Below are 23555 nucleotides of genomic sequence, written 5' to 3'. Positions count from 1 at the left end.
AAAGCCTGGGTAGCGTGCGGGTCTTGCGTGACTCAATGTGTAACGGCACCGAACCGTTCCCGCGACCCCCTTACGGATCCAATGCCGGGGAGAAAATCGTCAGCGCGCTGCGATCGACGCTGAATTCGGCCGGTGTCTTGGCGGTCACCTCGCCGTCGGTGTTGATGGGCAGGGGCTGCGTGCTGGCGATGCGCACCCGCGCCCCGCGCAGAGAGACAACATCGTCGCGCTCGAGGTGCCTGCCGGCCCTGAGTGCGGGCGCAAGGGCCAGCAGTTCCAGGATCGCCGCCGCCTTGATCGCGTAGACGTCGAGCAGACCGTCGTCGATCGCCGCATCCTCGGCGATGCGCATGCCGCCGCCGTAGAAGACGCCGTTGCCGACGGCGATCTGGTAGGTGTCGACCACGACGGACTCGTCGTCGCATTCGATCTCAGCGCGGAACCGATTCGCCTCGCCGAGCACCTCGATGGTCGTCAGGAGGTAGCTGAAAGCCCGCCATTGCTGCTTGCGTCCGGTATCCTGGCGCCGGGCGATATCGACCGACAGACCGATCGAGGCGACGTTCAGGAACGGCTTTGCGTTGACGCGACCGACATCGATATCCCGGCTGTGGCCGGCGATGATGACGTCGGCGGCGGCTTGCGGGTCGGCGGGAATGCCGAGGGTCAGGGAGAGGTCGTTGGCGGTGCCGACGGGCAGCAGGCCGACAGGTTTGCCGGCGTGGATGAGGGCGTCGGCGGCGGCGTTGACCGTGCCGTCGCCGCCGGCGACGACGATTGCGTCGCAGGATGCCGCTTCCCGTTCGATCAGGGCCGGAATGTCGTTTGCATCGTCGGGCTGGCGCAGGTCGAGATCGAACCCGGCGGCTGCCAGTGTCCCGACCGCCGGACCGAGGGCGACATCGGCGCGGGATGCGCCGGGGTTGGCGACGATCAGCAGGCGATTAGGCATGGCGCGGCCCGTCCGACTGTTCCCACGCTACCGGAAACGCCAACGGACCGCCGCGGGTTCCGCGAGACCTAAGCCAGCCGACCGTGGCAGTGCTTGTATTTCTTGCCGGAACCGCAGGGGCAGGGCTCGTTGCGGCCGACCTTGCCCCAGGTCGCGGGATCGGAGGCATCGCGCTCGGGCTTGCGGGCGGCGGACCCGGACGGTGCCGGGGAGAGCGCGGCCCCGCCGTGCGAATAGGCGTATTCGGCATCCGCCAGCGCCATCTCGTCCTCGCCGGTGGCCGGATCGAGGTGATGGGCCTCCATGACGGGAAGCGGTTCGGGCTCGGGCGCCTCGCGGACGAGCTCGACGCGCATCAGCTGGCTGGTGACCGCCTCGCGCAGGCGGTCGATCATCGACTCGAACAGCTCGAAAGCCTCGGTCTTGTATTCGTTGAGCGGATCGCGCTGGGCATAGCCGCGGAAGCCGATCACTTGGCGCAGGTGGTCGAGCGTGACCAGATGCTCGCGCCAAAGGTGGTCGAGCGTCTGCAGCAGCACCGCCTTCTCGATCTGGCGCATGACGGTCGGCGAGAAGTCGGCGACCTTTCGGGCAAAGCGCTCGTCGGCGGCCTTGATCAGCCGCTCGGTGATCTCCTCGTCGGCGATGCCCTCTTCCTTGGCCCATTCGTCGACGGGTTGGTCGAGGTTGAGCACCTCCTGCACCTTCGCCTTGAGGCCCGCGGTGTCCCACTGCTCGGCATAGGCCTTCGGCGGGATGTGCTTGGCGACCAGTTCCTCGACGACCTGATGGCGCATGTCGGCGACGGTCTCGGCGATGTCCTCGCCGGACATCATCTCGATGCGCTGCTCGAAGATCACCTTGCGCTGATCGTTCATCACGTTGTCGAACTTCAGCAGGTTCTTGCGGATGTCGAAGTTGCGGGCCTCGACCTTCGACTGCGCCTTCTCCAGTGCCTTGTTGATCCAGGGGTGGACGATGGCCTCGCCCTCCTGCAGGCCGAGCTTCTGCAACATCCCGTCCATACGGTCGGAGCCGAAGATGCGCATAAGATCGTCCTGTAGCGACAGGAAGAACTTGGAGTGGCCCGGGTCGCCCTGGCGGCCGGAACGGCCGCGGAGCTGGTTGTCGATGCGCCGGCTTTCGTGGCGCTCGGTTGCGAGCACGAAAAGACCGCCGGCATCTTTGGCCTTCGTCTTCAGCGCCTCGATCTCGTCGTGGATCCGCTTGATGGCGGCGTCGCGCTCGGGGCCGTCTTCGATGCCTTCCAGCTCGTGGCGAATGCGCATGTCGGCGTTGCCGCCGAGCTGGATGTCGGTGCCGCGGCCGGCCATGTTGGTGGCGATGGTGATGGCGCCGGGCACGCCGGCCTGGGCGATAATGTAGGCTTCCTGCTCGTGGTAGCGGGCGTTGAGGACGGCGAAGACCTTTTCCTGCGTCGTGCCCTGGTCGCCATCATAAAGCGGCTTGAAGGCGTCCGGATCGGTAAAGTCCTTCTGGCGGTAGCCGTTGGCCTTCAATACTTCGGCGAGCTGCTCGGAACGCTCGATCGAGGTGGTGCCGACGAGGACCGGCTGACCGCGTTTCTTGCAATCGGCGATCAGCTCGAGGATGGCGTCGTATTTTTCCTTGGCCGTACGGTAGACCTCGTCGTCGTCGTCGATGCGGGCGACGGACACGTTGGTCGGGATCTCGATGACCTCGAGACCGTAGATGTCCATGAACTCGTCGGCCTCGGTCGCCGCGGTGCCGGTCATGCCGGCAAGCTTCCCGTAGAGGCGGAAATAGTTCTGGAAGGTGATCGAGGCCAGCGTGACGTTCTCGGGCTGGATCTGCACGTGCTCCTTGGCCTCGAGCGCCTGGTGCAGGCCTTCCGAATAGCGCCGGCCTTCCATCATGCGGCCGGTGAACTCATCGATGATGACCACCTGACGATTCTTGACGATGTAGTCCTTGTCGCGCTGGAACAGCTTGTGGGCGCGGACCGCCTGGTTGACGTGATGGACCAGCGTGACGTTCTCGACGTCGTAGAGCGAGCCTTCCTTCAGCAGGCCCACTTCCTTCAGCTTCTCCTCGATGAACTCGGTGCCGACCTCGGTGAGAGTGGCGGAGCGCTGTTTCTCGTCGACCTCGAAATGCTCGGGCGACAGCGAGGGGATCAGCGTGTCGATCTGGCTGTAGAGATCGGAGCGGTCCTCGACGGCGCCGGAAATGATCAGCGGCGTGCGCGCCTCGTCGATCAGGATCGAGTCGACCTCATCGACGATCGCGAAATGATGTCCGCGCTGGACCATCTGGTTCAGCTCGTACTTCATGTTGTCGCGCAGATAGTCGAAGCCGAGCTCGTTGTTGGTGCCGTAGGTGACGTCGCAGGCGTACTGGCGAAGGCGTTCCTCGTCGTCGAGACCGTGGACGATGCAGCCCACGGTCAGGCCGAGGAAACGGTAGATCTGCCCCATCCACTCCGCGTCGCGGCTGGCGAGGTAATCGTTGACGGTGACCACATGGACGCCACGCTCGCTTAGCGCATTCAGGTAGACCGGCAGAGTGGCGACAAGGGTCTTGCCCTCACCGGTCTTCATCTCGGCGATATTACCCTCGTGCAGGACCATGCCGCCGATCAACTGCACATCGAAATGGCGCTGTCCGAGCGTGCGCTTGGCCGCCTCCCGGACGGTGGCGAAGGCGGGTTCGAGCAGGTCATCAACGGAGGCGCCGTTGGCAAGCTGTTCGCGGAAAGCGGCGGTGCGGGCGCGCAGTTCCTCGTCGGAGAGCTTCTCGATCTCCGGTTCGAGTGCGTTGATCGTGTCTACGCGGGATTGGTAGGACTTGACCTTCCGGTCATTGGCGGAGCCGAAAAATTTGCTGGCGAAATTGCCGAGGCCGATCATGAGTGCCGTCTCTCCGGCGCCTCGCCTCGAACGGTTGGCGCCTTTTGGGAATGTGATCGCCACTGGGGCGGTCGGTCGAAACATGGCCGGTCCAGCGGGGGCCGGTCGGGTGGGCCGGACTCGACCCCAGAATTGCGACCGTACCATCAAGGGTCGGGCGCATTTGTGGCCGAGAGGACAACGTGCGGTGAGATAAGAGTCGGATTTCTCCTTGTCAACGCGGCCGGTTTGAGCAAGCTTGGCGCCCGCATCCAAATGGTCGCGCGCGCCGCCCATCGGGGCGGCCGGCGCGGCGGCGATCTTGAGGATGAAAAGCCGTGGCGATGCGCGCCCGGCAAACCGACACCAGCAAGACGGAAAACCCGGCTCATGACGATTTCGATCCCCTCGTCGCTCACGCGCATGTGCGCGGCCGCCACGCTCGCCGCCGGACTGGCGATGACGCTTCCAATGCCCCTTTCGGCGCAGGAAACAGACGTCGTTGCTCGCGTCAACGGCAAGGACATCACCAAAGACGACCTGAAAATGGCCCTTGAAGACATCCGCGAGTCCATGCCGCAGATGTCCAAGGCCCAGCGTCGCGACTATCTGGTGAACTATTTGACGGACCTGGAGCTCGTCTCCGGGGCCGCCCGCGAAGCGGGGCTCGCCGACGAGGACGAGGTCAAGCTGCGCATCGACTATCTGGTCAAACGGGCGTTGATGGAAATCTACCTCAGCCGCGAAGCCGAGAAGGTTGCCACGCCTGAGGAGGCGCAGAAGCTCTACGATCAGGTGATCGCCGACATTCCACCCGAGGATCGCGTGCGCGCCCGCCATATCCTGGTCGAGACCGAGGATGAGGCCAAGGAAATCAAGGCGGAGCTCGATGCGGGCAAGGATTTTGCCGATATCGCCAAGGAAAAGTCGAAAGATCCCGGCTCCGGGGCCGAGGGCGGGGACCTCGGCTGGTTCACCAAGGAACAGATGGTTCCTGAATTCGCCGAGGCCGCCTTCGCCCTCGATGTCGGCGATGTATCCGAACCGGTGAAGTCGGATTTCGGCTGGCACATCATCAAGGTCGAGGAAAAGCGCGACAAGCCGGGTTTCGACGAGGTCGAAGACCAGCTTTACGAGATGCTGGTGCGGCAGAAGCAGCGCGACATCATCATGGGCTTGCGTGACGAGGGCACGGTCGAGCGCCTCGACAAGCCGGCCGATGACGAGCAGCCGTCCGCGGACGACGCGGACGACGCGGGCGAAGGCGAACCGGCCGCCGCCGAAGAGAAGACGTCGGAATAGCGCGAGCTGGGTCGAGGACGTTTCATGGCGCATGAAGTCTCGCCGCTGAAGCCGGCCGAAATTCCGAGTCTGCCCCCCGTCGACGGCGTCCGCATGGCGGTCGCCGAAGCCGGCATCAAGTACAAGGGGCGCAAGGACGTGCTGTTGATGGTGTTCGATCCGGGCACCACGGTCGCCGGCGTTCTAACCCGTTCGAAATGCCCGTCCGCTCCTGTCGAATGGTGCCGGGACAAGCTGTCGGGCGGAGAGGCACGGGCGTTGGTCGTCAATTCCGGCAATGCCAACGCCTTCACCGGGATGAAGGGGCGGGATGCGGTCGCCACGACGGCGAAGGTCGCCGCCGAAGCGGTCGGCTGCAAGGTCGCGGAGGTGTTTCTGGCATCGACCGGCGTGATCGGCGAGCCACTCGATCCGGCGCCGTTCGAGACGGTGCTGGGCGGGCTTGCGAAGCAGGCGAAGCCGGATGGCTTCGCCGACGCGGCCAGCGCCATCATGACCACCGACACGTTCCCCAAGCGAGCCACCGCAAGGGTCGACATCGACGGCACGGAGGTAACGATCTGCGGCATCGCCAAGGGTGCGGGCATGATCGCGCCCGACATGGCGACCATGCTTGGCTTCATCGTCACCGACGCGCCGATCGCCGCGCCGGCGCTGCAAAAGCTGCTGAAACGCCTGACCCGCGACAGCTTCAACGCCGTCACCGTCGATGGCGACACCTCGACCAGCGATACGGTGCTGCTGTTCGCCACCGGCAAGGCCGCCGAGCGCGGCGCGCCGCGTATCGACGATGCCAAGGACAGGCGGCTGAAAGCCTTCCGCAAGGCGCTCGGCTCGGTGATGGGCGAGCTCGCCCGTATGATCGCGCGTGACGGGGAGGGCGCAACGAAGTTCGTCACTGTCGAGGTCGATGGCGCGAAATCGAAGAAGTCGGCGAAGCGGATCGCCATGGCGATCGCCAATTCGCCGCTGGTCAAGACCGCGGTCGCCGGCGAGGACGCCAATTGGGGCCGCGTCGTGATGGCGGTCGGCAAGGCGGGCGAGCCGGCCGAGCGGGACCGGCTGGCGATATGGTTCGGAGATATCCGGGTGGCCGTCGACGGGGAGCGAGACCCCGAGTACAGCGAAAAGACCGTGTCGGCCTACATGAAGACCCCGGAGATCGTGATCCGTGTCGATCTGGGGATCGGCGACGGCAAGGCGCGGGTTTGGACCTGCGACCTCACTCACGGATATATCGCGGTCAACGCCGATTACCGGAGCTGACGAGTTTACCATGCCGACAGCCGGGCGCCCGCTCGTTCTGGTCGCTGCCGTCGCCTTGGTCGATGTCGACGGGCGGGTGCTGATCGCCCGACGGCCGACGGGTAAGCCCATGGAAGGACTATGGGAATTCCCCGGCGGCAAGGTCGAGCCAGGCGAAACGCCTGAGGACGCGCTCACGCGTGAACTCGAGGAAGAGCTCGGAATCACGGTTCACGACTCCTGCCTCGCCCCCCTGACCTTTGCGAGCCACGGTTACGAAAGCTTTCATCTTTTGATGCCACTTTTCGTTTGCCGGCGCTGGAAGGGCGATGTCCGGCCCCTGGAAGGCCAGGAACTCGCCTGGGTGCGGCCTCTGCGCCTCGGCGACTATCCGATGCCGCCCGCGGACCTGCCTCTGGTGCCGATGCTACGCGATCTTCTGTAGGTCTGCGCGGATTAAAGGGGGCGGACCAAAGAGATTGCGAGGACCGGACAATGATTCCGTCGCGAGTTCAAAATCCCCTGAAACGTTTCTTTGCCGACGAGCGTGGCGCGTCGGCAATCGAGTATGGCCTGATTGCCGCAGGGATCTTTGTTGCGATTACCGCCATTGTATTCGAGTTCGGCGGAACGCTGACTTCCAACTACCAGGCCGTCAACGACAGCTTCAAATAACCGGCGCTCGGCGGATCCGCCTCAATCCGGATCTGCCCGATTGCCGGCGCGCTCTCCGGCCGAGTGCTCTCTCGTGCCCAGCGCATCGGCGAGGCGCATCCGCGCGCTGCCCGGCATCAGCGGTTTCTGCTGGCTCTCGTCCGGCGCCCAGCCCAGCAGATAGATGAACTCGAACGTGGCGCGTAGGCGCCCGTCGGGATCGGCATTGCGCTCGGCGTAGAGTTCCATGGCCCTGACCAGCACGTCGCGGCGCAGCGGCGCCCGCGCCCGCTCGGTGAGCGCGTTCGACCAACCCATGCGCTTCAGGTCACGCAGCAACGCGAAGGGCTGCCCGTAGCGCACCGTCAGCGTGTCGGCGTCGACGACGGGCAAGGCGAAGCCCGCCCGTTGCAGCAGTGCGCCGGCATCGCGGATCTCCACGAACGGAGCGACCCGTGGCGAGATCCCGCCAAGGATCTCCGTCTCAGCGGCAATGAAGGCCTCGCGCAGCTCCTTCAGCGATTCGCCGCCGATGATCGCGGCCATGAACAGGCCGTCGGGCCTCAGCGCGCGGCGGATCTGGATCAGAGTCCCGGGCAGGTCGTTGACCCATTGCAGCGTCAGCGACGACAGCACCAGATCGAGGCTTTCGTCGCGGATCGGCAGCGCCTCCTCGTCGAGGGCGAGCCTGGGCGCCGGTAGTCTGGATAACAGCGGCCGGCAACGCTCGGCGCTGATCAGCGTGCCGATCTTGCCGGTGGCGAGCGCGGCGCGGCCGAGCCGCCCGTCATGGGCGCCGAGATCGAGGGCGAGGGGAAACTCGCGGGCGATCGGCAGCAGGCGGGCGGCGAGCCCGTCGGCGGCCTCGGCTAGCAGGAAATCGGCCTCCGCAAGGGTTTCGGCGGCACGCGCGCGATTGCGGGCGAGCGCGGCCCGGTCGAACAATGTCAGCCCGTCGGTCACGGGAAAGCATCCTGGTTTCTATCTTCAGGGCAGATATGACGCGTGGCGGGCCAATGGTCAAAGGCGCTTGACGGATCGCCAGCGGCGACCGACGCTTGCCGCCAAGGCAGGATGGCCGGTCATGAGCGTCGAGGTCGAAGGAGCGATCGCGAAGCGGATCCGCTCCGGCTTCGTGAACACGATCGCGGTGGCCCTGGGGGGCGCCGGCAGGCGTGTCGTCGACCTGGTCCTGCCGCCGCGCTGCGCGGCCTGCGGCGGCGCGGTGACGGCGCCGGGCCTGTGCGGGCCGTGCTGGGCCAGGGTCGATTTCGTCGCGCCACCCTTCTGCCAGACGCTCGGCACGCCGTTTCCCTACGATTCCGGCGAGCCGCTCGTCAGCCCGGCGGCAATCTCCGATCCGCCGGATTACGACCGCGCCCGCACGGTTGCCCGCTACGATGGTCCCGCGCGGGCGCTGGTCCATGCGTTGAAATTTAAAGATCGGCTGGAGATGGCCGATGTCATGGCCATGCAGATGATCCGCGCCGGCGCCGAGCTGATCGGCGATTGCGATGTGGTCGTGCCGGTGCCGCTGCATCGCCGGCGCCTGTTCTCGCGCCGCTTCAACCAGTCCGCCCTTCTCGCCGAGCCTATCGCGCGGCGAACCGGTCGCGACTACGCGCCGACCGCGATCACGCGGGTGAAAGGCACACGCCGCCAGATCGGCCTTTCGGCGTCCGAACGGCGGAGAAACGTCTCGGGCGCCTTCAAGGTGATGCGGGAGGACCGCCCGCTGGTGGAGGGGCGGCGAGTGCTGATCGTCGACGACGTCATGACGACGGGGGCGACGGTGGACGCCTGCGCCCGTGTCTGCCGGCGCGCGGGAGCGGCGAGGGTCGATGTGCTGACCTTCGCCAGGGTTGTTGCCCTGATTTGAGCCGCCATATATTCCGTGCCCGGCATATGTCCGGTGTCGTACCGATCGGGATTTCTTCAATGGCCAAAGTCATCATCTACACCACCCCGTTTTGCCCCTATTGCTTCACCGCGAAGCGGCTCTTGAAGGCGAAGAACGTCGAATTCGAGGAGATTGACGTCAGCCGGACCCCAGCGCTGCGCACCGAAATGATGCAGAAATCCGGCCGCCATACGGTGCCTCAGGTGTTCATCGACGGGGTATCGGTGGGGGGATCGGACGACATCCATGCTCTTGACCGCCAGGGCAAGCTGGACGACTTGCTGGCGGCATGACGCCATAAACGATCCGTTAACCATGAACCAACGTGCCGCCGATAGGCTGTTTCGGGTAACATGGCCCGGTTCGATTGTTCGAAGGTGACGATATGACCGCGAAGATGGCCGGTTCCCGGAAATTCACGGCAGCCTGCGTCCAGATGCAGGGGACGCGGTCGGTCGACCGCAACATCGAGGCGGCCGTCGCCCTGATCCGGGAAGCGGCCAAGCGCGGTGTCGACTACGTGCAGACGCCCGAACAGACCGGGATCATGGAACTCCAGCGGGCGAAACTGTTCGAATCCATTACCGACGAGGAGAACGACAAGGCGCTCGCCGTCTTCCGCAAACTCGCCGCCGAACTCGGCATCTGGCTGCATGTCGGCTCGCTCGCCATCCGGGTCTCCGAGACGCAGGGCGCCAACCGGGCCTTTGTCATAGATCCGCAGGGTGTGATCGCCGCCCGCTACGACAAGATTCACATGTTCGACGTCGACCTGCCCAACGGCGAGACCTACCGCGAATCGGCGACCTACCGTTCAGGTACGGCGGCGGTCGTCGCGGATCTGCCCTGGGCACGCCTCGGGCTGTCGATCTGTTATGACATCCGCTTCCCCTATCTCTACCGGGCGCTCGCCAAGGCCGGTGCGACGGTGCTTTCGGCACCCGCCGCCTTCACCAAGGTGACCGGCGAGGCGCATTGGCACCTGCTGCAGCGGGCGCGGGCGGTGGAGAACGGCGCTTTCCTGATTTCCGCCGCGCAGGGCGGCATGCACGAGAACGGGCGGGCGACATACGGCCACAGCCTGATCGTGGCGCCGTGGGGCGAAGTGCTCGCGGAAGCGGGCACGGAGCCGGAGGTGATTGTCGCCGAGATCGATCTGGCGAAGGTCGAGGAAGCGCGCGGGCGGGTGCCCTCGCTGACCCATGACCGGACGTTCCAGCCGCCGGTCGAAACGCAGGAACGGCGCGCGTCATGATCCGCTACTCGCTGATCTGCGAGCAGGACCACGAGTTCGAGGGCTGGTTCAAGGATTCGGCCAGCTTCGACAAGCAGGTGAAGGCCGAGGCCGTCGCCTGCCCGGCCTGCGGCTCGACGACGGTTTCCAAGGCGTTGATGGCGCCGGCGGTAACGGGGACCAAGAAAAAGGGCGCCCAGGCACCGGCGGAGGCTGTGCCGGTGGCCACGTCGGATCCGCGCCATGCGGAACTGATCGATACCCTGCGGCAACTGAAGAAGCACGTGGTGGAGAATTCCGAGTATGTCGGCGAGCGTTTCGCCGAGGAAGCGCGCAAGATCCATTACGAGGAAGCCGACAAGCGCTCGATCTATGGCGAGGCGAGCCTTGAGGACGCCAAGTCGCTGATCGATGAGGGGGTCGAGCTGCATCCGCTGCCGATCCTGCCCGAGGACAAGAACTGAGCGGGCGGGTCGCACTCAGGCCTTTTCGGCCACCAGCATGAAATTGACGTCGAGATCGCGGGCGCTGCGCCGCCATTCGTCCGTCAGGGGCGAATAGACGGCGCCGGCGCGGTCGAGCACCGACATGCCGTGGTGACTGAGCGCCTCTTCCAGTTCCCCCGGCGTTACGAACTTGTCCCACTGGTGGGTTCCACGCGGGACCCAGCCGAGCACGTATTCCGCCCCGACGATCGCCAGCGCGAACGCTTTCAGCGTGCGGTTGATGGTGGCGACGAACATCAGCCCGCCGGGTTTCACCATATCCGCGCACGCGCCGAGGAACAGATCGATATCGGCAACGTGCTCGACGACCTCCATGTTGAGAACGACGTCGAAGCCCTCGCCCGCCTCCGCCAGCGCTTCGGCGGTGGTGGCGCGGTAGTCGATAGCCAGGCCCGATCCTTGCGCATGGACACGGGCGGTGCCGATGTTCTTCTCCGCCGGGTCGACGCCGACGACATCTGCGCCGAGCCGTGCCATCGGCTCGCAGAGCAGCCCTCCGCCGCAGCCGATATCGAGAACGCGCAGTCCCTCGAGGCTCCTGTCGCTGCGGGAATCGCGGCCGAAATGCGCGGTGACGTGGTCGCGGATATAGTCGAGCCGGACCGGATTGAACTTATGCAGGACGCCGAACTTACCGGTCGGATTCCACCATTCGGCGGCGAGCGCCGAGAAATGGGCGACCTCGGCCTCGTCGATGGTGGTTGCGGTTGCTGTCTTGCGCGTGGCCATGCGCTACGCCTCTCGCGACGGGGGCTTCAAGTCAAGCACAGTTTGACCGAGACGTCGCCGGCACCGGCGCGTCATCGCGCGTTCGCCCGATGTTCCGGTCCGATATGTTCCCGATATGCGATTGTCAAATCGTCGTCCTAGTTTGAACATGTCGCCGGCGAGTGGCGAGGCCAATCAGGAAGAACGGGATGACGACGGACGGACCGGAAAGCGACGGGAAAACCTGGGTCGAGGCGGAGCTGCAGGACAGTTTCGACGAAGAACTGGAGATGGAGATCGACGACGAGCGCCTGATGGGCAACCTCGACGCGATCAAGGCGCTCAGGCACAAATCGGAGATCGACCGTCGGCTCTATTTCCACGAGCTGTTCCGTCTCCAGGCGGAACTGGTCAAGCTGCAGGACTGGATCGCCCATACCGGCTACAAGCTCGTCGTCATCTTCGAGGGGCGCGACGCAGCCGGCAAGGGCGGCGTCATCAAGCGCATTACCCAGCGACTCAACCCGCGTGTCTGCCGGGTGGTGGCGCTGCCGGCTCCCAGCGAGCGCGAGAAGACGCAGTGGTACTTCCAGCGGTACGTGCCGCACCTGCCCGCCGCCGGAGAAATGGTGCTGTTCGACCGGTCCTGGTACAACCGCGCCGGCGTCGAGCGTGTGATGGACTTCGCGACACCCGAACAGGTCGAGGAGTTTTTCCACGACGTCCCGGAATTCGAGCGCATGCTGGTGCGATCGGGCGTCAAGCTCATCAAGTACTGGTTCTCCATCACAGATCAGGAACAGCAGTTGCGCTTCATGATGCGCATCCACGATCCGCTCAAGCAGTGGAAGCTGAGCCCGATGGATCTCCAGTCCCGGATACGCTGGGAAGACTACACCAAGGTCAAGGAGGAGATGCTCGACAAGACGAACATCCCCGAGGCGCATTGGTGGATCGTGGAGGGGGACGACAAGAAGCGGGCGCGGCTGAACTGCATCCACCACCTGTTGACCCAGGTGCCCTACGAAGACATTCCGCAGGAGGCGGTCGATCTGCCCGAGCGTGTCTTCAATCCGTCCTACGAACGCAAGGTTCTGCCCGACGAACTCTACGTGCCCGAACGCTATTAGAGCGAGAGCGCCGGTGTCGAAGCGGCCAGTTGCGCCAACGGAAGCGAACGAGTATCTAGTGCGCGGGAAAGGCCCGCCTCGCGCTTTCGTGCGTTTTCTGTTGCAACGAGACCCCGTTTTCGGATCCCAGCATGGCCCGTATCGTGATGAAATTCGGCGGGACTTCCGTCGCCGATATCGGCCGCATTCGCAACGTGGCGCGCCACGTGAAGCGGGAGGTCGACGTCGGTAACGAGGTTGCCGTCGTGGTCTCGGCGATGGCCGGCTTCACCAATCAGCTCGTCGCATGGACGCGGGAAGCCGCGGCGATGCACGATGCGCGCGAGTACGACGCGGTGGTCGCCGCCGGCGAGCAAATTACCAGCGGGCTGCTCGCCATCGTGCTGCAGGACATGGGCGTCTCGGCTCGCTCCTGGCTCGGCTGGCAAATTCCGATCCGTACCGATTCGGCGCATGGCGCGGCGCGGATCAAGGAAATCCCGTCGGAAATCCTTGTCGACCGGTTCCGCCAGGGCCATGTCGCGGTGATCGCCGGGTTCCAGGGTATCGCCCCAGACAACCGTATCGCCACGCTCGGGCGCGGCGGTTCGGATACCAGCGCGGTGGCCATTGCCGCGGCGATCAGTGCCGACCGCTGCGACATCTATACCGACGTCGACGGCGTCTATACGACGGACCCGCGCATCGTGCCGGATGCCAGGCGGCTCGATCGGGTCGCCTTCGAGGAAATGCTCGAAATGGCCTCGCTCGGCGCGAAGGTGCTGCAGGTCCGTTCCGTGGAGCTGGCGATGGTGCACGGAGTGCGCACCTTCGTGCGCTCCAGTTTCGATGACCCGGATGCGCCCCAGGCGGGCGCGGGCGGACTGCCGTCGGGTACACTCATCTGCGACGAGGACGAGATCGTGGAAAAGCAGATCGTCACCGGAATTGCCTTTTCCAAGGACGAGGCGAAGATCACGCTGAGACGCGTCGCCGACAAGCCGGGCGTGGCGGCAAGCGTTTTCGTGCCGCTCGCCGAGGCCAACATCAATGTCGACATGATCGTCCAGAACGTGTCCGCCGACGGCGGCCACACCGACATGACCTTCACAGTGCCGCGGGCGGATTTTGACCGGGCCCTGGAGGTGATTCGCGCCGCCAGCGACGAGATCGGATACGAGGAAGTAACCGGATCGGCCGATGTCGTGAAAGTCTCCGTCATCGGTATCGGAATGCGCAGTCATGCGGGCGTCGCGGCGCAGTGTTTCCAGGCTTTGGCCGAAAAGGGCATCAACATTCAGGCCATCACCACATCGGAGATCAAGATATCGATCCTGATCGATGCGGCCTATACCGAACTTGCGGTGCGGACTTTGCATTCGCTATACGGTCTCAACAATCACTAACGCGACGGACTGATCCCGCCGGCTGCACTGGTCCCGTTAGGGGCTAGGTGGGTTAGAATCGTCGCACCACGCGGCGCACCAGGGAACGACCGGAATGCGGGGCTCGATCGGCGGCCCGCGCGTTATGCTAAGACGGCTCCGCGAGTTGATGGCGGATCCGGTCAACGCGCAGGAACGGCTCGACAAGATCGTTGTGACCATCGCCTCCAACATGGTGGCGGAGGTGTGCTCGGTCTATGTCCTGCGCGGTGACGCACGCCTGGAGCTGTTCGCCACCGAGGGGCTGAAGCGCGAGGCAATCCATAAAACCAGCCTGAATCTCGGAGAAGGCCTGGTCGGCACCATCGCGGCCGAAGCCGAGCCGCTGAACCTGCCCGACGCCCAGCAGCACCCCGCGTTCGCCTATCTGCCGGAGACCGGCGAGGAGATCTACCACTCCTTCCTCGGAGTGCCGATCCTGCGCGGCGGCCAGACGCTCGGCGTGCTCGTGGTGCAGAACCGGACGCAGCGAATCTACTCTGAGGAAGAGGTCGAGGCGCTGCAGACTACGGCGATGGTGCTCGCCGAGATGATCGCCGGCGACGAACTGGATAGCCTCGTCACGCCCGGTGAAAACCTGGCCCTGCGTCGTCCGCAACACCTGACCGGACGCGCGCTTACCGAAGGCCTCGGCCTTGGTCACGTTGTCCTGCACGAGCCGCGACTGGTCGTCACGAACCTGATCGCGGAGGACCCGCACTCGGAACTGGCGCGCCTCGAAGAGGCCCTGGGCCATGTGCGCACCTCGGTCGAGGACCTGCTGACGCGGTCCGACATCCTGCGCGCCGGCGAGCATCGCGAGGTGCTCGAAGCCTACCGCATGTTCGCCTACGACCGGGGCTGGGCGGAACGTATCCGCGAGGCTGTGACGACGGGCCTCACGGCGGAAGCGGCGGTCGAGCGCGTCCAGAACGATACGCGCGCTCGGATGCTGCGCCAGACCGACCCCTATCTGCGCGACCGACTGCATGATCTCGACGATCTCGCCAACCGGCTCCTGCGCCAGCTTGTCGGCTGGGACCATCTCGCCGAGTTCGAGTTGCCGCGGGACGCGATCATCGTGGCGCGCAACATGGGCCCCGCCGAATTGCTCGACTACGACCGCGAGCGTCTGCGCGCACTCGTGCTCGAGGAGGGGGCCCCGACCAGCCACGTGACGATTGTCGCCCGCGCACTCGGCATCGCTACCGTCGGCCAGGTCGACGGCATACTCGACCTGGTCAATTTCGGCGATCCGATCATAGTCGACGGTCTTTCGGGCGAGGTGCACGTGCGTCCGCCCGCCGATGTCGAGGCCGCCTATATCGAGAAAGTGAGATTCCGGGCGCGTCGGCAGGAGCAGTACCGCCAGCTCAGGGACAAGCCGGCCGTCACCCGCGACGGCCAGACCATCGACCTCATGGTCAATGCCGGACTGCTGGTTGATCTGCCGCACGTCAAGGAAGCGGGGGCGGCGGGAATTGGACTGTTCCGCACCGAGCTGCAGTTCATGGTCGCGGCGACATTCCCGCGGATGCGCGAGCAACTCGCTCTTTATCGCGCTGTGCTTGACGCCGCGAACGGGCTGACGGTGACGTTCCGCTCGCTCGATGTTGGCGGCGACAAGGTGCTTCCCTATATGCGCAGTGCGCAGGAGGAGAACCCGGCGCTCGGCTGGCGGGCGATCCGCATGGCACTCGACCGGCCAGGGTTGCTGCGGACCCAGATTCGGGCACTGCTGCACGCCGCCGCCGGCCGTGAACTCAGGCTCATGTTCCCGATGATCACCGAGGTCGACGAGTTTGACCGGGCCCGGGAACTGGTCGAACGTGACCGGCGGTACCTGGAGCGGCACGGCCATCCGATTCCGAACAAGATACTGCTTGGAGCGATGGTCGAGGTGCCGTCCCTGCTGTGGCAGCTCGAGGAACTCGTGGCCCGCGTCGATTTCCTGTCGGTCGGCTCGAACGATCTGCTGCAGTTCCTGTTCGCCATCGACCGGGCGAATTCGCAGCTCGCCGATCGGTTCGACCCGTTGTCGCCGGCGCCTCTGCGGGCCCTGCGCAAGGTGATCGAGGTGGCTGATTCGGGCGGCGTTCCCGTAACGTTGTGTGGCGAACTCGCCGGCGATCCGTTGAGCGCGATGGCGTTGCTCGGCATCGGCTACCGGTCGATCTCGATGGCGCCGGCAGCCATCGGACCGGTCAAGTCGATGCTGATGAGTCTCGATCTCGGCGCGCTGCAGAACTGGTTGATGCCCGAACTCCACATGCCGCACCAAGGTCTGCGCAAGGAGTTGATCGCCTTCGCGCACCAGCACGACGTGCAGATCTGACGAATGGTGATAGCCCGCGAATGATAGCCCCCGAATGATAGCCAGGGAAAAGCTGCAGTCTCTTGTCGACCGCCTGGAGCGGATCGAACACGAAATGTCGTCGCCGCCCGATGCGGAGGCATTCGTGCGGCTGTCGCGCGAGCACGCCGAGATCTCGGCCGTCGCGGCGAAGGCAAGCGACCTCCTGAAGATGAGCGCCGACCTGGAATCAGCCCGCAACATGCTCGACGATCCGGAGATGGCGGATCTCGCCGAGGCCGAAGTCGCCGACCTGCAGATAAAAATCGAGGACCTGGAGCGCGAGATGCGCATCCTGCTCCTGCCGCGTGACGTTGCGGACGAAAAGGGCGCAATCCTGGAAATCCGTGCCGGCACCGGCGGCGAAGAGGCGGCTCTGTTCGCGGCGGATCTGTTCCGCATGTACCAGCGCTACGCCGAGCTGGAAGGCTGGAAGGTCAATGTTCTGTCGGAAAGCGAATCGGACCGCGGCGGCTTTCGCGAGATCATCGCCGAGGTGTCGGGCCGCGGCGTTTTCGCCAAGATGAAGTTCGAATCCGGCGTTCACCGGGTGCAACGGGTGCCGGAAACGGAAGCGTCGGGGCGTATTCATACATCGGCGGCGACCGTCGCCGTGCTGCCTGAAGCCCAGGATGTCGACATCGACGTCGACGAGGGCGACCTGAGGATCGACGTCTACCGTTCGTCGGGTGCCGGCGGCCAGCACGTCAATACGACCGACTCGGCTGTGCGTATCACCCATCTGCCGACCGGTATTGTCGTCGCCGTGCAGGACGAGCGGTCGCAGCACAAGAACAAGGCCAAGGCGATGAAGCTGCTGCGCGCGAAACTCTACGACGAGGAGCGCGAGCGGCGCGACTCCGAGCGCGCGGCCGACCGCAAGGGGCAGGTTGGCTCGGGCGACCGCTCGGAACGGATCCGCACCTACAATTTCCCGCAGGGCCGGGTTACCGATCACCGCATCAACCTGACGCTCTACAAGCTCGACAAGGTGATCGCAGGCGAGGCGCTGGGCGAAGTCATCGATGCGCTGATCACCGAGGATCAGGCCCGCCGGCTGGCCGCCGAGGATCTGCGGCCGGAAGTACGGGTCTGATGAACCCGTCGGGCGGAGCCGCCCCGACGCTTTCCGAAGCCGTGCTGCAAGCGCGGCGCCAACTGGCGGCGGCCGGCGTCGCGACCCCGGACCTCGACGCACGCCTCCTCGCCGGCCATGCGCTCGGACTGGATCGGGTGGCGATGATCGCCGAGGGGCGTCGCGTGCTTGGTGAAGAGGATCAGGCCCGCATCGAAGCGTTGATCGCCCGTCGGCGTGAGGGCGAACCGGTCGGTCGGATACTGGGGAATCGCGAGTTCTGGGGTCTCGAGTTCATCCTCGGGCCGGACACGCTGGAGCCGCGACCGGACAGCGAAACGGTGGTGCAGGCAGCGCTGGAATTCATCGATGCGGGACCCGGCAGGGCGGCGCCGCTGCGCATCGCGGACCTGGGAACCGGAACCGGATGTCTCCTGGTCGCGTTATTGAGTGAACTGCCGGCCGCCTACGGGATCGGACTCGACATTGCAGCCGGCGCGGCCGGCGTCGCTATGGAGAACGCGGCGGCGAATGGTGTCGGGGGACGCGCCGGTTTCGTGGTCGGCGACTGGTCGGCGGCCCTGACCACCGACGGATTCGATGTAATCGTATCCAATCCTCCCTATATTCCTACGGGGGACCGCGCCGGGCTTGCTCGTGAAGTCGCGGACCACGACCCGATCGCCGCCCTTGACGGTGGGGCGGATGGGCTAGACGCCTATCGGGCGATCCTCGCCGACGCGGCACGGGTTCTGAAGCCCAGCGGGGCGCTGGTTCTGGAGCTTGGGATCGGCCAGCGCATGGCGGTCGCGGCTCTTGCGGAAAAGCGCGGCTTGACGGTCCGTCGGACCATCCGTGACCTCAGCGACGTCGAGCGCGTGCTTGAGGTGGCGCCTTATGACGCTGCGTAAGGTTTCAGTCAAAAAGCGCTTGGAATGCCGGGCCGAACAGGCTAGTTTCGAAAACGTGGTTCGGAGGCGGCTCGTTACGAAGCTGCTTGCGCCTTCCGGCGGTGCCTTTGGGGCAAGAGCGCTGACCGATGGGAATGGGGCATATGGACCACGCCTCGAAATAGGAGAAGTTCCCGTACTTCGCCGCGCTATCCGGTCTATGGGTGCACGCGATTGCACTCGGATCCGGAGAGGTATTCGCCCGCGCTGGCGACAAGGACCGGGAAATCGCTCTGAAACGGACCGATATGCGCCACACGATGGCAGCGACCTGAAAGTTCGGAGCAGGACACGGCGAGCGTGAAACCCGTTCGTTGCCGAGATAGGCGTTAATCGCCTCGGCTGGGATGATATTTCTTTCAAATGGAGATGACTAAACTCCCATGAGACCGGGACAGCAGAACAAGAGAATGCGCGGACGAGGCCGCAGGGGCCCGAGTCCGCTATCACGGACCTACGAAAGTAATGGTCCCGACGTGAAAATTCGAGGCACGGCCTCGCATGTCGCCGAGAAGTACTTGCAGCTTGCCCGCGACGCGCAGTCGTCGGGTGATCCTGTCGGCGCGGAGAACTATCTCCAGCACGCCGAGCATTATTTCCGGATCATCGCCGCGGCGCAGGCCCAGAATCCGCAGCAGTCCGGCCAGGGCGATCAGCCTCGGCAGCGGATGAACGGGTCCGACGACGGCGACGATGACGCCGATGAGGACACGACGGCTCAGCCTCAGCGTGGTCAGGGGCCTCAGCCGGCCATTCAGCCGCAACAAAGTGAACAGCCTCAGCCGGACGTGTCGGTTGCTGCAGCCTCCACTGAAGGCGAAGCGGCCAAGCCGGAGCAGGATGCGGCTGCGGACGGCAATGGGGTTCAGCCGCCGAAGCGGCGCCGTCGCCGCACAAGCCCGGAAGCTGCAGCCAAACAGCCCGATGACGCCACTCCGGCGAGCGGCTCGAACGGCAGCGCCGAGGCGGACAAGCCCGAAACCAAGGCGGCCGGCGACGCGGCGGCCGAGACGCTGGCGCCCGCAGGCGACTGAGCGCCAGACAAGACTGGGACGATTGCGCAGGCCCCTTCAGGGGCCTGTTTGCTATGAGGCCTGATTCCTAGGACGGCGTCCTAGGCGAGCGTATCGCCGCTACGAATCGTGCCGCCGCGAATGATCTCGGCGTAAATCCCGAGGTCGGAGTGACCGAAATTCCGGTCCAGAAGCCGCGGGATCTGCATGTCGCGCGCGGCCGTTTCCGGATCCACGTTCGTCGCCGCGCACCGGACGATCCGCTGGACGACCTTGACGACGACGTCATCGCCGATCCGCAGTTCCGCACCGACCTTGTCGAACTCGGTCCAGGCCGGCCATCCCTCGCAGTAGACGTTGGCGCGAAAACGCAGCGGATGAACGGACCGCCCGGCGATCCGTTCGAGGTCGCGCACGCTCGCCAGATTCATGATCGAGACGACCGGTTTGCCGACGTCGGAAAAGGTGTGGCCGGGTTGCGACAGGATTCTCGGAGGGCCGCGCAGGTCGTCCGCCATATAGGCGGAAAAGAACTGTTCGATGAGCTGGCGGCCGAGCGGCTCGTCAAGCTTGCCGCCGGCGACCCGTTTGCCGTGGCGCAGGATCGTCAGCTCGCCGGTCTCTTCGTCGAATCTGGTTTCCAGCGCAGCCAGACGCTCGTTCTTCATCAGCATCAGGAACTTGATCTTCGGCATCTTTGCCGGCGCGTTCGGATCGAAGCCGCTTGGTCCGTTCTCGATCGCCCAGGCCCGGTCGAAGGGGAGCGGTGCGCCGGGAGAAAGCGTGACCGTGTCCAGCGGCTCCGCGGACAGGCCCTTCACGGGATAGCGATAAAGGGCGGCGATAGTGGCGTCTGGCACGGGGAATCCTAGACAAATCGATGGAAGCGAATGCCGCTACCATCACCCCTTTTGTGGCGCGGAAGCAACACCATATTAGGGAAGCGGGTGGCTACGGCACTCGCTCGAATACAATTCCTTATGGATGTCGATCCGGTGCTTTTGGGCCGTGTCGACGTGCCGGAAAAGAGGGACACATGAATTTCGAGAAATACACCGAAAGGGCGCGCGGCTTCGTCCAGTCGGCCCAGGCGCTTGCCCTGCGCGAGGGCAACCAGCAGTTTACCCCCGAACATCTTCTCAAGGTCCTGCTCGACGATCCCGAGGGTCTCGCCGCGGGCCTGATCCAGAAGGCCGGCGGCCGGCCGCAAGATGCGCTGCAAGCCGTCGAGATGGCGCTGGCGAGGATGCCCAAGGTCGAGGGCGGCGGTGCCGGTCAGCTCTATCTTGCGCCCCAGACCGCGCGCGTCTTCAAGACCGCGGAGGAAGCAGCCTCCAAGGCCGGCGACAATTTCGTCACGGTCGAACGGTTGCTGCTGGCCCTGTCGGTGGAGAAGAGTGCGGAGTCCTTTCGTATCCTCGCCGACGCGGGCGTGACGGCGAACAGCCTCAACGCGGCGATTAACGAGCTGCGCAAGGGCCGTACCGCCGATTCGGCATCGGCCGAGAACGCCTATGACGCGCTGAAGCGCTATGCGCGGGACCTGACCGAAGCCGCCCGCGAGGGCAAGCTCGATCCCGTCATCGGTCGCGACGACGAGATTCGCCGCACGATCCAGGTCCTGTCGCGGCGAACGAAGAACAACCCGGTCCTCATCGGCGAGCCCGGCGTTGGCAAAACCGCGATCGCCGAAGGCCTGGCGCTGCGAATCATCAATGGCGACGTGCCGGAGAGCCTGAAGGACAAGAAACTTCTCGCCCTCGACATGGGCGCGCTGATCGCCGGGGCCAAGTATCGCGGCGAGTTCGAGGAGCGGCTTAAGGCGGTGCTGCAGGAGGTCAGCTCGGCGGAAGGCGGAATCATCCTGTTCATCGACGAAATGCATACGCTCGTCGGGGCCGGCAAGGCAGACGGGGCGATGGATGCGTCCAATCTACTCAAACCCGCGCTCGCGCGCGGCGATTTGCACTGCATTGGCGCGACCACGCTCGACGAGTATCGCAAGCACGTCGAGAAGGATGCCGCGCTCGCCCGCCGGTTCCAGCCCGTGTTCGTGTCGGAGCCGACGGTGGAAGACACCGTGTCGATCCTGCGCGGCCTGAAGGAGCGCTACGAGCAGCATCACCGGGTGCGAATCGGCGACGCCGCGCTCGTTGCAGCGGCGACCCTGTCGAATCGCTACATCACCGACCGTTTCCTGCCGGACAAGGCGATCGACCTCGTTGACGAGGCCGCGTCGCGGCTCCGCATGCAGGTGGATTCGAAGCCCGAGGAACTCGACGAGCTCGACCGGCGCGTCATCCAGCTCAAGATCGAGCGGGAGGCCCTGAAGAAAGAGACCGACAAGGCTTCGAGGGACCGACTCGAAAAGCTGGAGAAGGATCTCGCCGACCTCGAGGAGAAGGCCTCTCATCTGGAGGCCCGCTGGAAGGCGGAGAAGGACAAGCTCGGATCGGCCGCCGACCTCAAGAAGCAGCTCGACGATGCCCGCAACGAGCTGGCCCAGGCGCAGCGCTCGGGCGAGTACCAGCGCGCCGGCGAACTCGCCTACGGGGTCATTCCGGATCTGGAGAAGAAGGTCGCGGAGATCGAGGACACCGAGGAAGGCGGCGACGTCATGCTCGAGGAAACGGTGATGCCCGACCATGTGGGTCAGGTGGTATCGCGCTGGACCGGGATCCCCGTCGACAAGATGCTGGAGGGCGAGCGCGACAAGCTCTTGCGTATGGAAGAGGCGTTGGCGAAGCGCGTCGTCGGCCAGGACGAGGCCGTCGAAGCGGTGTCGACCGCCGTGCGCCGCGCCCGGGCGGGCCTGCAGGACCCCAATCGGCCGATTGGCTCGTTCATGTTCCTGGGCCCCACGGGCGTCGGCAAGACCGAGCTCACCAAGGCGCTCGCCGAATTCCTGTTCGACGACGAGACGGCGATGGTCCGTATGGACATGTCGGAATTCATGGAGAAGCACTCCGTGGCCCGGCTGATCGGCGCGCCTCCCGGCTATGTCGGCTACGAGGAGGGCGGCGCATTGACCGAAGCGGTTCGGCGCCGGCCCTATCAGGTGGTGCTGTTCGACGAGATCGAGAAGGCGCATCCGGACGTGTTCAACGTCCTTCTGCAGGTGCTCGACGACGGGCGCCTGACCGACGGCCAGGGCCGTACGGTCGATTTTCGAAACGCGTTGATCGTGATGACCTCGAATCTCGGTTCGGAGTATCTCGCGAATCAGCCGGAAGGCGAGGATTCGGATGCCGTTCGCGACAAGGTCATGGACGTGGTGAAGGCGAGCTTCCGGCCGGAGTTCCTGAACCGGCTCGACGAGATCGTGCTGTTCCACCGGCTGCGCCGCGACCAGATGGGTGCGATTGTCGACATCCAGCTCGTGCGGCTGCGCAAACTACTGGCCGAGCGCAAGATCACGCTCGATCTGGACGAGAAGGCCCGCAACTGGCTGGCTGACAAGGGTTACGATCCGGCCTATGGCGCCCGTCCGCTGAAACGGGTGATCCAGAAGGCGGTGCAGGATCCGCTGGCGGGCAAGATCCTCGCCGGCGAGATTAATGACGGTGAAAAGGTTCACGTCAGCGAAGCCGAGGGCGAGCTGACCTTTGCCCCGGCGGAGGTCTCCGAGAAGGCGGCCTGACGGGCTTTCAGTCCGAATCAAAACGCCCCGTCCGGAGGTCCGGGCGGGGCGTTTTTTTGTTCGGTTCGTGGCCGGGCGCCGGTCAGCGCGAGGCGACCTGTGTCGAGGCCGGGGCGCGGTTCATCAGGGCGTCGATACGGACGCGTTCCTTTTCGAAGGCGGCGAGCATGCGTCCGTCGAGCACGCGGCCGCGCGGCAGACGAATGCGCATCGGATCCACGTTCCGGCCGTTGACCATCACCTCGTAGTGCAGGTGCGGACCGGTCGAGAGGCCGGTCGAGCCGATATAGCCGATGATCTGACCCTGGCGGACGCGCGAGCCTTCGGCGATGCCCCGGGCAAAGCCCGACATGTGGCTGTAGGACGTCTCGTATCCGTTGGCGTGGCGGATCCGGATGTGGCGGCCATAGCCCGACTTCCAGTCGGCATAGGCGATGGTGCCGTTCCCTGACGCCATGATCGGCGTACCCGTGCGCGCCGCCCAGTCGACACCGGAATGCATGCGCGTGTAGCCAAGAATCGGATGGCGTCGCATGCCGAAGCTGGAGCGGAATGTGCCGCCCGAAACCGGCTTGCGCATCAGGAACTTCTTCGCGCTCTTGCCCGTCTCGTCATAAAAA

21 protein-coding genes (1 of these 21 running past the window's edge) are annotated in these 23555 nt (G+C 65.1%); 15 read left to right on the top strand and 6 right to left on the bottom strand.

Annotation, left to right across the window (positions count from 1 at the left end; all coding sequences use genetic code 11):
* Positions 1-70: 70 nt before the first annotated feature.
* Both ACSF9G_RS06200 and secA read right to left on the bottom strand, forming a co-directional pair.
* Positions 71-952, bottom strand: a complete 882-nt coding sequence (locus ACSF9G_RS06200; RefSeq protein WP_436639517.1) for a lipid kinase — start codon at positions 950-952, stop codon at positions 71-73.
* A gap of 68 nt (positions 953-1020) precedes the next feature.
* A complete protein-coding gene (secA, locus tag ACSF9G_RS06195) occupies positions 1021-3843 on the bottom strand; it encodes a preprotein translocase subunit SecA (protein ID WP_436639515.1) in 2823 nt (940 codons plus the stop codon).
* A 369-nt stretch (positions 3844-4212) separates the two neighbouring features.
* Here secA and ACSF9G_RS06190 point away from each other — a divergent pair, with 369 nt between their 5' ends.
* The 4 genes from ACSF9G_RS06190 to ACSF9G_RS06175 are packed head-to-tail and all read left to right on the top strand — an operon-like array spanning position 4213 to position 7044.
* A complete protein-coding gene (locus ACSF9G_RS06190) occupies positions 4213-5124 on the top strand; it encodes a peptidylprolyl isomerase (protein ID WP_436639513.1) in 912 nt (303 codons plus the stop codon).
* Between the two features lie 24 nt (positions 5125-5148).
* Positions 5149-6390 carry a bifunctional glutamate N-acetyltransferase/amino-acid acetyltransferase ArgJ gene (gene argJ / locus ACSF9G_RS06185; protein ID WP_436639511.1) on the top strand — a complete coding sequence of 414 codons (1242 nt, stop codon included), beginning with the start codon at positions 5149-5151 and terminating at the stop codon, positions 6388-6390.
* Between the two features lie 10 nt (positions 6391-6400).
* Positions 6401-6814, top strand: a complete 414-nt coding sequence (locus ACSF9G_RS06180; protein ID WP_436639509.1) for a (deoxy)nucleoside triphosphate pyrophosphohydrolase — start codon at positions 6401-6403, stop codon at positions 6812-6814.
* Between the two features lie 50 nt (positions 6815-6864).
* Entirely contained in the window at positions 6865-7044 is a 180-nt protein-coding gene (locus tag ACSF9G_RS06175) for a Flp family type IVb pilin (protein WP_436639507.1), read from the top strand.
* Positions 7045-7065: 21 nt separating this feature from the next.
* Here the strand turns inward: ACSF9G_RS06175 and ACSF9G_RS06170 are convergent, their stop codons facing one another.
* Complete coding sequence (locus ACSF9G_RS06170) at positions 7066-7986, bottom strand: methyltransferase domain-containing protein (RefSeq protein WP_436639505.1); 921 nt, start codon at positions 7984-7986, stop codon at positions 7066-7068.
* A gap of 121 nt (positions 7987-8107) precedes the next feature.
* On the opposite strand from ACSF9G_RS06170, the gene ACSF9G_RS06165 reads away from it, so the two are divergent.
* The 4 genes from ACSF9G_RS06165 to ACSF9G_RS06150 all read left to right on the top strand — a co-directional run bounded on the left by ACSF9G_RS06165 (position 8108) and on the right by ACSF9G_RS06150 (position 10621).
* Positions 8108-8902, top strand: coding sequence for a ComF family protein (locus ACSF9G_RS06165; protein ID WP_436639503.1), 795 nt, complete (start codon positions 8108-8110; stop codon positions 8900-8902).
* A gap of 59 nt (positions 8903-8961) precedes the next feature.
* Positions 8962-9216 (top strand): glutaredoxin 3, encoded by a 255-nt coding sequence (grxC, locus tag ACSF9G_RS06160; RefSeq protein ID WP_436639501.1) that lies wholly within the window; start codon positions 8962-8964, stop codon positions 9214-9216.
* Between the two features lie 92 nt (positions 9217-9308).
* Positions 9309-10178: a carbon-nitrogen hydrolase family protein gene (locus tag ACSF9G_RS06155; protein ID WP_436639499.1), complete on the top strand. Its 870-nt coding sequence runs from the start codon at positions 9309-9311 to the stop codon at positions 10176-10178.
* Positions 10175-10621 (top strand): DUF1178 family protein, encoded by a 447-nt coding sequence (locus ACSF9G_RS06150; protein WP_436639497.1) that lies wholly within the window; start codon positions 10175-10177, stop codon positions 10619-10621. The genes ACSF9G_RS06155 and ACSF9G_RS06150 overlap by 4 nt, the downstream gene beginning before the upstream one ends.
* A 15-nt stretch (positions 10622-10636) precedes the next feature.
* Here ACSF9G_RS06150 and ubiG read toward each other — a convergent pair whose 3' ends face one another.
* Complete coding sequence (ubiG, locus tag ACSF9G_RS06145; protein ID WP_436639495.1) at positions 10637-11392, bottom strand: bifunctional 2-polyprenyl-6-hydroxyphenol methylase/3-demethylubiquinol 3-O-methyltransferase UbiG; 756 nt, start codon at positions 11390-11392, stop codon at positions 10637-10639.
* 188 nt (positions 11393-11580) lie between these two features.
* Here ubiG and ppk2 point away from each other — a divergent pair, with 188 nt between their 5' ends.
* From ppk2 to ACSF9G_RS06115, 6 genes are all read left to right on the top strand, one after another.
* Positions 11581-12501: a polyphosphate kinase 2 gene (gene ppk2 / locus ACSF9G_RS06140; protein ID WP_436639493.1), complete on the top strand. Its 921-nt coding sequence runs from the start codon at positions 11581-11583 to the stop codon at positions 12499-12501.
* 131 nt (positions 12502-12632) lie between these two features.
* Positions 12633-13886: an aspartate kinase gene (locus tag ACSF9G_RS06135; protein ID WP_436639491.1), complete on the top strand. Its 1254-nt coding sequence runs from the start codon at positions 12633-12635 to the stop codon at positions 13884-13886.
* A gap of 94 nt (positions 13887-13980) precedes the next feature.
* On the top strand, positions 13981-16239 hold the full coding sequence (gene ptsP / locus ACSF9G_RS06130) for a phosphoenolpyruvate--protein phosphotransferase (protein ID WP_436639489.1): 2259 nt from the start codon (positions 13981-13983) through the stop codon (positions 16237-16239).
* Positions 16240-16273: 34 nt separating this feature from the next.
* Positions 16274-17353: a peptide chain release factor 1 gene (gene prfA, locus ACSF9G_RS06125; protein ID WP_436639488.1), complete on the top strand. Its 1080-nt coding sequence runs from the start codon at positions 16274-16276 to the stop codon at positions 17351-17353.
* Positions 17353-18243 (top strand): peptide chain release factor N(5)-glutamine methyltransferase, encoded by an 891-nt coding sequence (gene prmC / locus ACSF9G_RS06120; RefSeq protein ID WP_436639487.1) that lies wholly within the window; start codon positions 17353-17355, stop codon positions 18241-18243. The genes prfA and prmC overlap by 1 nt, the downstream gene beginning before the upstream one ends.
* A gap of 422 nt (positions 18244-18665) precedes the next feature.
* Complete coding sequence (locus ACSF9G_RS06115; protein WP_436639486.1) at positions 18666-19316, top strand: DUF4167 domain-containing protein; 651 nt, start codon at positions 18666-18668, stop codon at positions 19314-19316.
* Between the two features lie 80 nt (positions 19317-19396).
* Here ACSF9G_RS06115 and ACSF9G_RS06110 read toward each other — a convergent pair whose 3' ends face one another.
* Complete coding sequence (locus tag ACSF9G_RS06110) at positions 19397-20155, bottom strand: MOSC domain-containing protein (protein ID WP_436639485.1); 759 nt, start codon at positions 20153-20155, stop codon at positions 19397-19399.
* A gap of 176 nt (positions 20156-20331) precedes the next feature.
* On the opposite strand from ACSF9G_RS06110, the gene clpB reads away from it, so the two are divergent.
* Positions 20332-22935, top strand: coding sequence for an ATP-dependent chaperone ClpB (gene clpB / locus ACSF9G_RS06105; RefSeq protein ID WP_436639484.1), 2604 nt, complete (start codon positions 20332-20334; stop codon positions 22933-22935).
* Positions 22936-23017: 82 nt separating this feature from the next.
* Here clpB and ACSF9G_RS06100 read toward each other — a convergent pair whose 3' ends face one another.
* Positions 23018-23555, bottom strand: partial view of a peptidoglycan DD-metalloendopeptidase family protein gene (locus ACSF9G_RS06100; protein WP_436639483.1) — the final stretch only. The gene runs 1406 nt beyond the window's last position; 538 of the gene's 1944 nt are visible here — the last part of the coding sequence; its start codon lies off the right edge, out of view; the stop codon is at positions 23018-23020.

Origin of the sequence: Microbaculum mangrovi, from assembly GCF_051390635.1 — a bacterium.
In the GTDB taxonomy this organism is placed as follows: domain Bacteria; phylum Pseudomonadota; class Alphaproteobacteria; order Rhizobiales; family Tepidamorphaceae; genus Microbaculum.
Note: the sequence above shows the minus strand (reverse complement) of the source record. Positions and strands in the feature narration are given on the sequence as shown.

Coding starts and splice junctions, on each gene's coding strand:
- argJ (WP_436639511.1), top strand. CDS start 5,149: ATGGCGCATGAAGTCTCGCCGCTGAAGCCGGCCGAAATTCCGAGTCTG.
- prfA (WP_436639488.1), top strand. CDS start 16,274: ATGATAGCCAGGGAAAAGCTGCAGTCTCTTGTCGACCGCCTGGAGCGG.
- prmC (WP_436639487.1), top strand. CDS start 17,353: ATGAACCCGTCGGGCGGAGCCGCCCCGACGCTTTCCGAAGCCGTGCTG.
- ubiG (WP_436639495.1), bottom strand. CDS start 11,392: ATGGCCACGCGCAAGACAGCAACCGCAACCACCATCGACGAGGCCGAG.
- ACSF9G_RS06155 (WP_436639499.1), top strand. CDS start 9,309: ATGACCGCGAAGATGGCCGGTTCCCGGAAATTCACGGCAGCCTGCGTC.
- ACSF9G_RS06190 (WP_436639513.1), top strand. CDS start 4,213: ATGACGATTTCGATCCCCTCGTCGCTCACGCGCATGTGCGCGGCCGCC.
- ACSF9G_RS06175 (WP_436639507.1), top strand. CDS start 6,865: ATGATTCCGTCGCGAGTTCAAAATCCCCTGAAACGTTTCTTTGCCGAC.
- ptsP (WP_436639489.1), top strand. CDS start 13,981: ATGCGGGGCTCGATCGGCGGCCCGCGCGTTATGCTAAGACGGCTCCGC.
- ACSF9G_RS06200 (WP_436639517.1), bottom strand. CDS start 952: ATGCCTAATCGCCTGCTGATCGTCGCCAACCCCGGCGCATCCCGCGCC.
- secA (WP_436639515.1), bottom strand. CDS start 3,843: ATGATCGGCCTCGGCAATTTCGCCAGCAAATTTTTCGGCTCCGCCAAT.
- ACSF9G_RS06165 (WP_436639503.1), top strand. CDS start 8,108: ATGAGCGTCGAGGTCGAAGGAGCGATCGCGAAGCGGATCCGCTCCGGC.
- grxC (WP_436639501.1), top strand. CDS start 8,962: ATGGCCAAAGTCATCATCTACACCACCCCGTTTTGCCCCTATTGCTTC.
- clpB (WP_436639484.1), top strand. CDS start 20,332: ATGAATTTCGAGAAATACACCGAAAGGGCGCGCGGCTTCGTCCAGTCG.
- ACSF9G_RS06150 (WP_436639497.1), top strand. CDS start 10,175: ATGATCCGCTACTCGCTGATCTGCGAGCAGGACCACGAGTTCGAGGGC.
- ACSF9G_RS06180 (WP_436639509.1), top strand. CDS start 6,401: ATGCCGACAGCCGGGCGCCCGCTCGTTCTGGTCGCTGCCGTCGCCTTG.
- ppk2 (WP_436639493.1), top strand. CDS start 11,581: ATGACGACGGACGGACCGGAAAGCGACGGGAAAACCTGGGTCGAGGCG.
- ACSF9G_RS06115 (WP_436639486.1), top strand. CDS start 18,666: ATGAGACCGGGACAGCAGAACAAGAGAATGCGCGGACGAGGCCGCAGG.
- ACSF9G_RS06135 (WP_436639491.1), top strand. CDS start 12,633: ATGGCCCGTATCGTGATGAAATTCGGCGGGACTTCCGTCGCCGATATC.